The 12,669-nt window shown below is 40.9% G+C and carries 11 protein-coding genes and 1 riboswitch; of the genes, 4 read left to right on the forward strand and 7 right to left on the reverse strand.

Annotated features, from left to right (window positions below; genetic code table 11):
* Positions 1 to 83 precede the first annotated feature (83 nt).
* Positions 84 to 216: riboswitch (molybdenum cofactor riboswitch) on the forward strand.
* A gap of 85 nt (positions 217 to 301) precedes the next feature.
* The gene (gene torA / locus L4F91_RS03960) at positions 302 to 2,776 is read left to right on the forward strand and encodes a trimethylamine-N-oxide reductase TorA (protein ID WP_395897411.1); all 2,475 of its coding nucleotides are present in this window, start codon (positions 302 to 304) and stop codon (positions 2,774 to 2,776) included.
* A 301-nt stretch (positions 2,777 to 3,077) separates the two neighbouring features.
* Here the strand turns inward: torA and L4F91_RS03965 are convergent, their stop codons facing one another.
* Together L4F91_RS03965 and L4F91_RS03970 are read right to left on the reverse strand one after the other, a co-directional pair.
* Positions 3,078 to 3,353: a YcgL domain-containing protein gene (locus L4F91_RS03965; protein ID WP_250350510.1), complete on the reverse strand. Its 276-nt coding sequence runs from the start codon at positions 3,351 to 3,353 to the stop codon at positions 3,078 to 3,080.
* Between the two features lie 9 nt (positions 3,354 to 3,362).
* Complete coding sequence (locus tag L4F91_RS03970) at positions 3,363 to 3,974, reverse strand: DedA family protein (protein ID WP_395897413.1); 612 nt, start codon at positions 3,972 to 3,974, stop codon at positions 3,363 to 3,365.
* A gap of 232 nt (positions 3,975 to 4,206) precedes the next feature.
* Here L4F91_RS03970 and rplY point away from each other — a divergent pair, with 232 nt between their 5' ends.
* Positions 4,207 to 4,494: a 50S ribosomal protein L25 gene (gene rplY / locus L4F91_RS03975; protein WP_250363180.1), complete on the forward strand. Its 288-nt coding sequence runs from the start codon at positions 4,207 to 4,209 to the stop codon at positions 4,492 to 4,494.
* A 55-nt stretch (positions 4,495 to 4,549) separates the two neighbouring features.
* On the opposite strand, the gene L4F91_RS03980 is transcribed toward rplY, so the two are convergent.
* The 3 genes from L4F91_RS03980 to L4F91_RS03990 all read right to left on the reverse strand — a co-directional run bounded on the left by L4F91_RS03980 (position 4,550) and on the right by L4F91_RS03990 (position 9,306).
* On the reverse strand, positions 4,550 to 6,727 hold the full coding sequence (locus L4F91_RS03980) for a TonB-dependent siderophore receptor (RefSeq protein WP_250350507.1): 2,178 nt from the start codon (positions 6,725 to 6,727) through the stop codon (positions 4,550 to 4,552).
* Between the two features lie 128 nt (positions 6,728 to 6,855).
* Entirely contained in the window at positions 6,856 to 7,902 is a 1,047-nt protein-coding gene (locus L4F91_RS03985; protein ID WP_395897415.1) for a Gfo/Idh/MocA family oxidoreductase, read from the reverse strand.
* Between the two features lie 9 nt (positions 7,903 to 7,911).
* Positions 7,912 to 9,306 (reverse strand): MATE family efflux transporter, encoded by a 1,395-nt coding sequence (locus tag L4F91_RS03990; RefSeq protein WP_395897417.1) that lies wholly within the window; start codon positions 9,304 to 9,306, stop codon positions 7,912 to 7,914.
* 80 nt (positions 9,307 to 9,386) lie between these two features.
* Here L4F91_RS03990 and L4F91_RS03995 point away from each other — a divergent pair, with 80 nt between their 5' ends.
* Both L4F91_RS03995 and L4F91_RS04000 read left to right on the forward strand, forming a co-directional pair.
* Positions 9,387 to 10,001, forward strand: a complete 615-nt coding sequence (locus tag L4F91_RS03995) for a riboflavin synthase subunit alpha (protein WP_265778070.1) — start codon at positions 9,387 to 9,389, stop codon at positions 9,999 to 10,001.
* Positions 10,002 to 10,115: 114 nt separating this feature from the next.
* Complete coding sequence (locus tag L4F91_RS04000) at positions 10,116 to 11,075, forward strand: AEC family transporter (RefSeq protein WP_265778403.1); 960 nt, start codon at positions 10,116 to 10,118, stop codon at positions 11,073 to 11,075.
* 82 nt (positions 11,076 to 11,157) lie between these two features.
* On the opposite strand, the gene L4F91_RS04005 is transcribed toward L4F91_RS04000, so the two are convergent.
* Together L4F91_RS04005 and L4F91_RS04010 are read right to left on the reverse strand one after the other, a co-directional pair.
* Positions 11,158 to 11,976 carry a D-hexose-6-phosphate mutarotase gene (locus L4F91_RS04005; protein WP_395897420.1) on the reverse strand — a complete coding sequence of 273 codons (819 nt, stop codon included), beginning with the start codon at positions 11,974 to 11,976 and terminating at the stop codon, positions 11,158 to 11,160.
* 23 nt (positions 11,977 to 11,999) lie between these two features.
* On the reverse strand, positions 12,000 to 12,668 hold the full coding sequence (locus tag L4F91_RS04010; protein WP_395897422.1) for an ABC transporter ATP-binding protein: 669 nt from the start codon (positions 12,666 to 12,668) through the stop codon (positions 12,000 to 12,002).
* Position 12,669 lies beyond the last annotated feature (1 nt).

Here is a 12,669-nt window from a genome sequence, read left to right on the forward strand (position 1 = left end):
CAGGCAAGCAAATACCCATTATTGTCGTTTTAATCCACCATAAATAGTTTCCTAATAGGAATAAATACTAACCACTTTTGTTAGTATTAGGCTGACTCCGAGCTTGTGAACCTAAGTCGAAAGATATGGAAGCAATGCCTGCAACCTGTTTGCACAATGGTATAGTTAGAAATGATTATGCCACTCGTTTTAGAAAGGTGTCGTAATTTTAATACCCACTATCTAATTACAAGTGCGGTAGAAATTGAAGTAATTTTTCTGAGTAAATAGATTTGTGGATCGTCATTACTAGGGTTAAAAAATGAAAAAACAAGACAATATTAATGCAAGTCGTCGCGATTTCATTAAACATTCTTCACTTGGCCTTGCAGGAACATCTTTAACGGGCGGTGTTGTTGGCTCTTTAGTTACCTCTCAGCCAGCCCTTGCAGCCGAACAAACAACGGTTGTTACAGCCGCTCACTGGGGGCCATTAGGCGTTGTGTTAGAAGACGGTAAAGTGGTTAAATCTGGGCCAGCCATTCCTTCTCCACTTGTTAATGAATTACAAACTGTTGTTGCGGATCAACTGTATAGTGAAACACGCGTAAAATATCCTATGGTGCGCAAAGGATACCTAGAAGGAAATAAAGATACGACATTACGTGGTAGAGATGAATGGGTACGAATTTCTTGGGATAAGGCATTTGAACTTGTCGCAAATGAAATGAAACGCGTGCGAGATAGTTATGGCCCAACTGGCATTTATGCGGGGTCTTATGGGTGGTATAGCTCTGGTGCGTTGCATGCAGCAAGAACATTATTACACCGTTATTTAAATGTAACGGGTGGCTTTGTTGGTTCAAAAGGGGATTATTCTACTGGGGCAGCACAAGTGATTATGCCACACGTTTTAGGCACGATAGAAGTTTATGAACAGCAAACAAGTTGGGATGTCATTTTAGAAAGTTCTGAAATTGTCGTATTATGGTCGGCAAACCCACTCACCACATTGCGTATTGCTTGGACCTCCACCGATCAGCAAGGTATTGAATACTTTAAGAAATTAAAAGAAAGCGGGAAACGTATTATTTGTATTGATCCTGTAAGAAGTGAAAGTTGTGAATTCTTAGGTGCGGAATGGATCCCAATTAATACCGCAACAGATGTGCCATTAATGTTAGGTATCGCCCATACATTGGTTAGCGAAAATAAACACGATAAAGCCTTTTTACAAAAATATACGGCAGGCTATGATAAATTTGAGGAATATTTGTTAGGCAAAGCCGATGGACAGCCAAAAGATGCCGCTTGGGCAAGCAAATTAACGGGTGTTCCTGTTGACGTCATTAAGCAATTAGCCACTGATTTCTCCACTAAGAGAACAATGCTGATGGGGGGATGGGGAATGCAACGCCAACGTCATGGTGAACAGAGCCATTGGATGATGGTTACCCTTGCCTCTATGCTCGGACAAATTGGCTTACCGGGTGGCGGCTTTGGTTTCAGTTATCATTATGCAAATGGTGGCGCGCCAACGGCAACAGGCGGTATTATTGGTTCGATTACCGCAAATCCATCTGTACAAGCTGGAGAAAAAACGTGGTTAGATGAAACATCAAAAATGTCTTTCCCAGTAGCACGTGTCGCTGATGCCTTATTAAATCCCGGAAAAACAATCCAATATAATGGTACAGAAATTACCTATCCTGATATTAAATTGGTTTATTGGGCAGGTGGAAACCCATTCGTACACCACCAAGATACTAACACATTGGTTAAGGCGTTTTATAAACCGGAAACCTTCATTGTTAATGAAGTCAATTGGACACCAACAGCACGTATGGCGGATATTGTATTGCCTGTTACCACAAGCTATGAGCGTAACGACTTAACAATGTCAGGCGACTATTCAATGATGAATATTTATCCGATGAAACAAGTTGTCCCTCCGCAATTTGAAGCGAAAAATGATTATGATATTTTTGCAGAATTAGCGAAACGTGCCGGTGTAGAAACACAATTTACCGAAAATAAATCGGAAATGGATTGGTTAAAAGGCTTCTACCAAACCGCATTTGATGCGGCACGCAAAAACCGTGTATTAATGCCTAAATTTGAAAAATTCTGGGAAGAAAATAAACCGATTACCTTTAAAGCAAGTGAAAAAGCGAAAAAATGGGTTCGTTATGAAAATTTCCGCAATGATCCCTTACTTAATCCACTTGGCACACCATCAGGTAAAATTGAAATTTATTCTGATGTGATCGCCAAAATGAATTATGATGATTGTAAAGGCCACCCAAGTTGGATGGAGCCAGCCGAATTTGCGGGTAACACCACGCCAGAAGCGCCCCTTGCTTTGGTTACACCACATCCATATTACCGTTTGCATAGCCAGCTTGCTCACACATCATTACGCCAAAAATATGCGGTGAATGATCGCGAACCCGTGCTAATTCATAAAGATGATGCGGCAGCACGCGGTATTGCTGATGGCGATATCGTTCGTATTTATAATCAACGCGGACAAGTGCTTGCTGGTGCTGTTGTTACTGATGGTATCATCAAAGGTACAGTCGCCTTACACGAAGGGGCTTGGTACGATCCAGCGGATCTTGGACAATCGGATAAACCATTATGTAAAAATGGTTGTCCAAATGTACTGACCCGAGATGAAGGCACATCAAAACTGGCACAGGGTAATTCACCAAATACCTGTATTGTACAAGTGGAAAAATTCACTGGTGAAGCCCCTGCGGTTACAGTCTTTAAACAACCAAAACAATCAGCTTAATCGCTAAGCAAAAATGAAAATCAGCCTCTAGGGGCTGATTTTTTTGCCATAATTTATTGCTGTTTAGTGTTGAAATAAGCCCACATTGGCTTGGCTTACTGTATTCTCTGTGTCAAGCCAGCCTATGTTATTGGAATTAAGTAGCTATAAAGTGCGGTCGTTTTTTTGCGAGTTTTACATAAATAGGTTTTAGGTTATGGGAGAATATTTCTCGTGGTTATAGGCTAAAAGCGTATTATTGCCTTTTTTCTCCCAAAGTTTCGCAAAACAAAACTCAGCAATAGGCTGAGTTTTATGGTGATTAATGAAGTGCGGTACTTTTTTTATGAATTTCCAACAAATTTTCTTCTTGCTTAGGCATTTGTAGATAGAAGCCTTGTTGTTGGATTTTTTCGAGAACTTCTTGATTATCTGCGTTGATTAAAGACTTGTCGCCTTTAAGATTAAATAACATCACAAAAATAGGTGTGCCGAAATTATTGCGTAGCGTTTCAGGAATGGCGGAAAACTCATCACGTTTCGCGATGTATAAATACATTCCTGCTTTTTTCTTACTTTTGTAAATCGCACAAATCATAAGTGTTTCCTAGTCTTCGGCTTGTTGTTTGTTTTGGCGGGATTGTTTCCATTTCCAAAAGACAATCAGCGCAACGACGGCAATAATCACATAAATAACAAATTGTCCTTTCTTGATTTGCTCATTGAGCCAATCTAAATTACTTGCCCCAAAATGACCTAAATAGACCCAAATTGGCACAGAAATAATCGCAGCAAAAAAATCAATCAGGACAAAGCGGATAAAACTAACGCGGCGGGTAATACCTGAAACCATATAAATTGGCGCTCTTAATCCGGGCAGAAAACGGGCGGTAAAGAGAACACGGTTGCCGTATTTATCAAATTGGGCGCGCACCATTTGTAAGCGTTTTAAGGTGAGTATTTTGCGAATTGGGCGGAAACGTAGGATTTTTACGCCATAAAGGCGTCCTAGCCAATACATTGTGCTGTCGCCAAGTAGCACACCCAATATACTGACTACCAGCATAATATGTGGATTGGTATAGCCTAAGCCAGAAATCACCCCGCCTGAAACAAGGGTGACGTCTTCAGGAATTGGCACACCAAAACCACAGATAATTAAAACAAACAGTACCGCGAAATAGCCATAGTCAGTAAAAAAGTTGATTAAAAATTCCATATCAAATCCGCATTTAATTTGCCACAATGGTGAAATTCAAGATGCTGATTATTGTAACTTTTTTTGTGAAAATAGCCATTAAAAATGTGGAAATAAGTGGATTTCTATTTGCCTTAAGGGCGGGCATTGATTATAATTTGCGACCTCAAAGATTCCTTTGAGCTTGATTTTATGAAATCGCTGGGTCGCCTGCGATTTTTTCGATTAACTTTTTATTAAAGAGAATACAATTATGTCATTCAAATTTAACGCTGAAGTGCGTACAGCGCAAGGTAAGGGTGCGAGCCGCCGCCTGCGTCATAATGGTCAAATTCCTGCAATCGTTTATGGTGGGAATGCAGAACCTGTTTCAATCATTTTAAGCCACGATGAATTAAACAATGCTCAAGTACACGATACTTTCTATTCAGACGTGATCACCTTAGTGATTGATGGTAAAGAAGTGGCAGTAAAAGTGCAAGCAATGCAACGCCACCCATTCAAACCGAAATTAGTTCATATCGACTTTAAACGCGTTTAATTCCGTATTGAATGAAAAAGCACCTTTTTTAAGGTGCTTTTTTGTTATCCCCGTTTTAGAATGTATATTCAATTTTTGCCCAATAAGTACGAGGCATTCCAAGCACGGCAAAACTGCGGTCATATTTTCCGCGCTGTACTTGCCAATAATGCTTATTGAACAGATTTTCTACTCCAGCTCGAAGGATAACCTCTTGGTTTTGGGACATTTTGAAACGATATTTTGCCCCAAGATCTATGGTGGCATAAGACGGAAATTTATAGGTTTTTGCGTAATCTTGGTAAGATTTTCCATAATATTGCACTGCACTACTTAATAACAGATTTGGTGCGAAACTTGGTTCCCATTCTATGGCTGATTTGGCAATAATGCGTGGGCTTGCCACTTGAACGCCGCTGATGATTTCCCCCGCATAGCTTGAGAAGTCAATGAGATCGCCTTTGTTGTAAGTGATGCCGAAACTTGGTCGTAAGCGACCTTTAAGTAAATTTGCGTAAAGGTTAAATTCAATTCCACGATTACGTTCTTTGCCCTGCTCCTCTCCGGAAGTGCGGTGATATTTTGTGGCAGATTTTGCACTGATGATACCAGGGCGTGTGATTTGGTAAAGGCTAAGGGTGGTGGTGAAGGTGTCCCCCCAGTTTTTTCTTGCTCCCAGCTCAATTTGACGGCTTACGCGTGGATTAGTCATTGTGCCATCTTCATCTACATAACCAGGTTCAAGATCTTCTAAATAATTTCCATAAAGGACAAAATTGGAATTAGGCACCCAAGCAAGGGTAAGCATTGGGCTAAAGCGGTGCGATTTGCCGTCTGTTTTTATGGATTTTTCTCCTGTTATTGTGTTGGTTTGATAGTTGGTTTGTTTAATCCATTGTAAGCGACCGCCTAAGGTTAAACGAATTTGATCGTCAAATAGCCCGAGCGTATCCGCTAAAGCAAGACTGTAAGATTTTAATTTTTGATCCGTATTGCCTTGGGCTAGAGGTTTGAAGTTATCCACTTGAGCAAAGTGAGGGGCGTAGAGATTGCCACCAGAAAATGCTTTAAGCACAGGGCTTTGATCAAAATCTCGTTCGCGTAGTACCGCATCAAAAGCTACATTCCAATTATGGCTTAATGTGCCAGTAAAATGATTCCCTTGTAATTTTAAATTTCCGCTGGTAGTGCGAGTGATAAAATCCATCGCACGCATTTGGCTGATTTTATAATCACCGTTAGGTTGAATATGGGTGGCAAGAATTTGTCCAAAATTGCCGTAATAATTTGATGTCATATGTCCAATGCCGCCAGATAAAGTCATCTCATAAGGTAAGTCATAAGAAGCAGTAAGCATAATGGTTTGATCCCGCGTGGTTTGTCCTGACCAAGTAGGGATTAAATTGATCTGACCATTTGGTGCGGTTGGTAAGGCATAAGTGAGATTTTGAATATCTTGCACCCTTGCGCGCCCACCCTGTGTGGCACGTTTGGCATAGAGATAATCCAAATCAACGCGTAATTTTTCACCACGATAATCGGCGGAAATGGCGAATTCTTTATTGCGTTCATAATAATGATCGCGCGCTGTATCGCCATCACGATAGAGTCCATTAATGCGAATGCCCCATTCTTTATTTGCCCCAAAACGGCGACCAAAATCAAAAGATTCTTGTAAACGGGAATTGCTAAACCAAGTAAAGCCAAGACGATTGATGTTTTTATCAGTAGCGTGTTTGGTTTCAATATTAATTGACGCGCCTGATGAACCTTCAGGATCCATTCCCACAGTGGCAGTAGAGGCACCTTTAATTAGCTGGGCTGAGCTGACAGCAGCGGTTGGGGAATTGTAAGTGGAATATAATCCTGCTAAGCCGTTTAAACTAAATTGACGGGCATCTAATTGTAAACCACGCACATAAACGCCTTGCAAGGTGTTAGTTTCACCACCAAAATTCATTACAGAAGCATCGGTTTTTGCGATTGCATCAACAATATTGCGAGGCTGGCTATCAGCTAGTGCCTGTTCATCATAATTTGCTACGGTGATAGGCGAGGTAAAGGCAAGTTGTTCGCCTAAAAGGCTTAAATTGACTTCTGATTTGAGCTTATTGGTGGCTTTGAATTTTTCTAATTCAGTAACCACATTGATTTCATCTAACGATTGGCTCGTTTCAGCTGAGGCGGAAAAAGAAACCCCAAAGAAAAGTGCGGTGTAAATTGTGCTTAATTTTACAGGAATGGAATATTGCATAAATTTCTCATTGATAATATGTTGGACTTGTAAATGAAAGAAAAAAGTTATTTCTTTGCATTTGCCTATAAAAACAGGGGGGATTATAGAGTAACTATATTGCTCTTATCAATGAGAATTATTCTTGTTTATAGGTGGATAGCCATTCGCATTCCTTTATCCGCACTTTCATAGACCAATGCAATCAATTTCAGTACGTCAATGGCTTGTTGCGCTATAACCTGCAATGGGGCTTGTTCGGTGAGAACGGCGTAAATGTTGTCGTAATAGGCTTGGTAGTTGCCACGTTCGCTCTCTATTGGGCTACGAATAACAATGCCGTTGATTTCGGTATGGAGTAAACCCCAGTTTGTTTCTGGTTCAGCATTCCAATCACCTTGCGGTTTTATGCCTTTGAGTAATAGGGCTTCTTGGTTATCCATTGTGGCTTTGATGTAACTGCCTTTGGTGCCTTGCAACATAATATAAGGTGCGGGTTCGCGTGCGCATTTGGTGGAAGAAAGTACCACTTTTTTATCAGCATAGTAGAAAATAATTTCAAAATTATCTTCAGATTTTGCCCCTGTGCGTTGTGCTTTCATATCCGCATAAAGTGCGGTGGGAATTCCGAATAAATCCACACAATGATCGATTAAATGAACGCCTAAATCATAAACTAATCCAGCGCCAAATTCGCCCGTTTCTTTCCACGCTTTACTATTTGGTTTTTGGCTAAAACGTTCATAACGCATTTCATAATGCACAATGTCACCCAATATTTTCTGGTCGAGTAGTTTTTTCACCGTTAAAGCACCGTTATCCCAACGGCGATTTTGGTAAACGGAAAGCATTACATTATGCTGTTTGGCAAGTTTATCTAGTTCTTCTGCTTGCGCAGGGTAAACCGCAAGGGGCTTTTCTACGATGACATTTTTTCCCGCTAAAATAGCTTGTTTAGCCATTTCATAATGCGTGAGATTAGGCGTGGTGATAATCACCAAGTCAATTTCAGGGCTGAGTAATTGTTCAAATTGATGTACCACTTGAATATAAGGATACGCGTGTTTTGCATTTTCACTGTTACGCTCAAACACTTTACGCACTTGAAAACGTGGATCGAGATCTAAAAAAGGCATATGAAAGGTTTTGGCAGACATTCCAAAGCCTGCAATGGCTACATTAATGATTTTTTCCATTTGATTTTCCTATTGAATTGCTTTTAATTTTTGCAAAATCGCCTGTTCGGGTAAGGCTTGAATTTTACGAATACGTTGAATAAGTAAGAATGCTGCCACGGTTAGGCTTACCACAAAACCTACCCAAAATCCTGCTGCACCGATGCTTGGCATTAGCCAATCGGTTCGCGATAACAGATAGCCCAGCGGCATTCCGATGCCCCAATAACAAAACATTGTGATGTATAAAATAGATTTGGTGTCTTTGTAGCCACGCAATGCCCCTGCGGTGATTACCTGAATGCTGTCGGAAAACTGGTATAACGCAGAAATCAACAATAAATGGCTAGCGATTAAAATCACGTCTTGATCTGAAACGTAAATTTTAGGAATTTGTTGATTAAATAAAACCATAATGAGTGCAGTAAAACAGGCGAGGCTCAGCCCCACAGCAAGCGCTGAATAGAATACTGCTTTTGCTTGTTGCAATAATCCTTCGCCCAAACGTTGCCCCACTAAAATGGTGGTTGCCATACCTAAGGACATTGGCAACATAAAAATAAAGGAACTGGTCGTCAGGGCAATTTGATGGCTAGCCACCACATCTGTTCCAAGGGGGGAGAGCAAAAGGGAAGAAAGGGCAAATAATGCCACTTCACAGAATAACGCAATACCAATAGGGAAGCCTAAGCCTAGCACTTTTTTTAATGTTGTCAGATTGGGTTTTTCGATCAATCCGTTAAACACGTTCAAATCACGCTGGCTTCTTGCGTGGCGAGAATAAGCAATCATCATTATACACATTGCCCAATTGACTATTGTCGTCGCGATCCCACAACCTACCGCACCGAAAGCAGGCACGCCAAATTTACCATAAATAAATAGGTAATTGAGCGGAATATTGAGCAATAACCCAGCAAAAGTAATCACCATTGCTGGTTTTGTTTTTGCAATGCCGTCATTCAGGCAGCGGAAATTTATCATCAGTAAATAGCCGGGTAAGCCCCATAGCATAATATGCAAGTAATCAATCGTGATATGGGCAAGTTTAGGATCCATTCCCATATGGCTGACAACATAATCGCTAAAATAAATGATAAGACCAATAGGAATGCAACTTAATGCCACCACCCATAAGCCTTGATGCACATAATGCGCAATGCGATGACGTTGCCCTGAACCATTAAGATAAGAAATAATTGGCGGTAAAGCGAGCAGTAAACCGTGTCCGAGCAAGACAAGTGGAAACCAAATTGAACCAGCGACAGAAATTGCTGCCATATCTGTGGCACTTACTCGCCCAGCCATAATGGTATCGACAATGCCCATTGAGTTTTGGGCAAATTGTGCCAGTAAAATAGGAAAAGCGATGGCGATTAACTTTTCCATTTCTTGGCGATGACGTTGAATGAAGTTAAATAACATAAAAATATCCGAATTTGTTATATACTATTGCAAGTTTTACCGAATTAGCGGTGATGATTATTAAGATAAGAGAGTTAATTATGTTTACAGGAATCGTGCAGGGTGTTGCCCAAATTCATTCTATTGATGAAAAACCACATTTTAGAACACAGGTGGTGAAAATGCCACAGGAATTAACGGAAAATTTGGAAATTGGTGCGTCTGTGGCAAATAATGGCGTATGCTTAACGGTCACCAAAATCGAAGGCGATTTAGTCAGCTTTGATTTGATGACCGAAACCCTACGCATTACCAATTTAGGCGAATTGCAACAAGGCGATTGGGTGAATATTGAGCGTGCGATGAAAATGGGGGACGAAATTGGCGGTCATATTTTATCTGGCCACGTTTACACCACTGCAAAGGTATCGCAACGCATTGTGTCAGAAAATAATTTACAAATTTGGTTTATGTTGCCTGATCCTAGCTTGATGAAATATATTCTCACCAAAGGATTTATCGCCATAGACGGGATAAGCCTGACGATTGGTGAAGTAAAAGGCGATGAATTTTGTGTGAATCTTATCCCTGAAACACTTCATCGCACCTTGATTGGCAAACGTGAAGTGGGGGATTTCGTGAATATTGAAATTGATCCGCAAACCCAAGCCATTGTAGATACCGTAGAACGCTATTTAGCCAGCCGAGGTGAATAAAACATAACAAACCTAAAGTGCGGTGGAAAATCGTGAAATTTTTCACCGCACTTTGATCGGCGGCATTATATGCTAGGATATGAGCGGCTTGCAGCGGCAATAGATGGGGGCAATATGCAAAACGATTTTTGGCATTCCGCGCTTTTTTCCATAAGCGTGACTTTACCGACACTATTATTGTTAATACTTGGTATCGGATTACGAAAACGCAAAGTCATTGACGATAAATTTAGCCAGCAAGCCACTAGCGTGGTATTCAAAATCACCTTGCCCGCCTTACTTTTTCTTAATGTATTTAAAAATCCCATTGCGCAGTTGAATGAACAGCTCGTTATGATTTTGGCGTGTGTGTTCGGAACCTTATTGCTATTCCTTTGTGCGGAGATTTTTGCGGCCAAATATGTGCCAGAAAAACGCGAACGTGGCACCTTTGTGCAAGGGGTCTATCGTGGAAATTGTAGCATTTTAGGGCTGGCGTTTTGCCTAAATGCTTATGGTGATGCAGCACTAGTGCCAGCCACCATTTATGCAGCGACTACCGCGATTATTTACAATGTGTTAGGTGTGATTACTTTAAGCCGCTCCCTTTCAGATGGGAAAGTGCATATTCCACGAATGATCTTAAACGTGGTAAAAAATCCCTTAATTATCAGCATATTATTAGGCTTTTTAGCCAGTTATTTAAAACTGGCTATTCCTAAATTTATGCTCACCACAATTCAATATCTCGCCACGATGACGTTACCGCTCGCGTTAATTTGTGCGGGGAGCAATATTGAATTAAAAGCCTTGTATAAAATTTCTGGGATTTCTTTATGGGCAAGCGTTGGGCGTGTGATTATTGCACCGATCTTTATGGTGTTACTGGGCAAATTATTTGGTTTTAGCGGGGTAAATTTAGGGGTGATTTTTTTGATGAATGCGACACCAATGGCGGCTGCGGCTTATGCAATGGTGCGTGGAATGGGCGGCAATGCTAACACGGCAGCCAATATTATTGGCATTACAACCTTTGCATCAATGTTTATTTCCGCCTTGGGCTTAACCATTCTGCACCAAATGGGCTGGGTGTAAGAATAAAGCGAGATAAAAAGCAAAATGAAAGCAAAAAGGGCGAAAATCTTCGCCCTAAAATTTATTAAAAAATCACCGCACTTTATGGATTAAGCGAAATCTTCACCGAACAACATTCCCCTTGTTGGAGCGGTTGGGCAATTCTTGCGGTTTCCAAGCAAACCATTGTTTTATAACCTATTTCACTAATGCCACTGGTGGATTTATGCCAAGGATTCCATAGCACGACATTACTTGCATTATGATGTGCAACATTAATGGTGCGTGCGTCCCCTTTATCTATAATTTGATGAGAAACAGGGGATTGCACTTTATAAATGCAATCAATGTGCTGATTAATTAAACGTGGAGAAGGCACATTTTCTTGTTGTTGGGTTAAGGTATTGAAACATTCGGTAGGCAAGTTTTGCACTTCCACATTAGCCACATCGCTCAAATTAAAATAATTGTGTAAGGCTAATTGAGCAGGTTGTTGAGCATAATGTTGGAAAATAATTTCACAATCTTGGCTGAAGATCATTGTGGTTTTTGCTTCGATCAAATGATCAGATGAAAATAAGCAAAATTCCAACCGCACTTTATTTTCCTCAATTTTATAATCGCTGAGTTGCCACAAACTGATACGGGCGTAACCGTGTGCAGGGGATTTTGCTCCGCCAAACCAAGGGTAGCAAATTGGCACGCCACCGCGAATCGCATTGCCTAAGGTAAAGGGTTCAATTTCACTGAGCCAAAGTACCTCTTTTGACGTTCCTTTCGGCTGCCAGCTAAACAAATGTGCGCCTTGCAAGGCAATTAACGCTTTTCCTACGCGGTGTTCTAAAGCGATCACAGGGATTTCATTATATTGTTGTAAACGTAATTCTGGGGTCAGTTGTTTAATAGTGGTTATTGTTGTCATTCAATGCTTCTCCTTTAATCAGTTTAATGGTTTACTTCTTCCCGTAAAAATTTCCCGTGTTGTAGGAAAAGGGTGCGGTGGGTGAGTTTACCCAGCTCAGGATTATGCGTAACCATAACGATAGTTCTACCTTGCTGATTGAGTTCTGTGAGCAAATTCAGCACCAGTTTTTCATTTTTCTCATCAAGGTTTCCAGTGGGTTCATCGGCAAAAATAACGGGGGGCTGATTCACCAATGCTCTGGCAATACATACCCGTTGTTGTTCACCGCCAGAAAGTTGGCTTGGGCGGTGATTCATACGGTGTGCTAAGCCCACTTGTGTTAAAACCGCTTTTGCTGCCTCTTCATCAATCACACTGTGATAATGTTGTGCGAGCATCACATTTTCTAAGGCGGTGAGATAGGGAATAAGGTGAAATTGTTGGAATACTAAACCTATCTTTTCCGCACGGAAGCGTTGACGCCCTATTTCGTCTAGTTCTGCGGCGTCTATACCATCAAGAATCACCTTGCCTTCTGTTGCCGTATCTAGCCCAGTAAGAATGTTCATTAACGTTGTTTTACCTGAGCCTGATGCGCCCATTATGGCGACAAATTCCCCTTGAGCAATATGAATATTAATGTCTTCAAGGGCGGTAACTTGCCCAAAGCGTTTATATAAATGTTGGGTTTCTATCACATATTTTTTCATT

The organism is Avibacterium sp. 20-126 (assembly GCF_044358625.1).
Classification (GTDB): Bacteria; Pseudomonadota; Gammaproteobacteria; order Enterobacterales; family Pasteurellaceae; genus Avibacterium.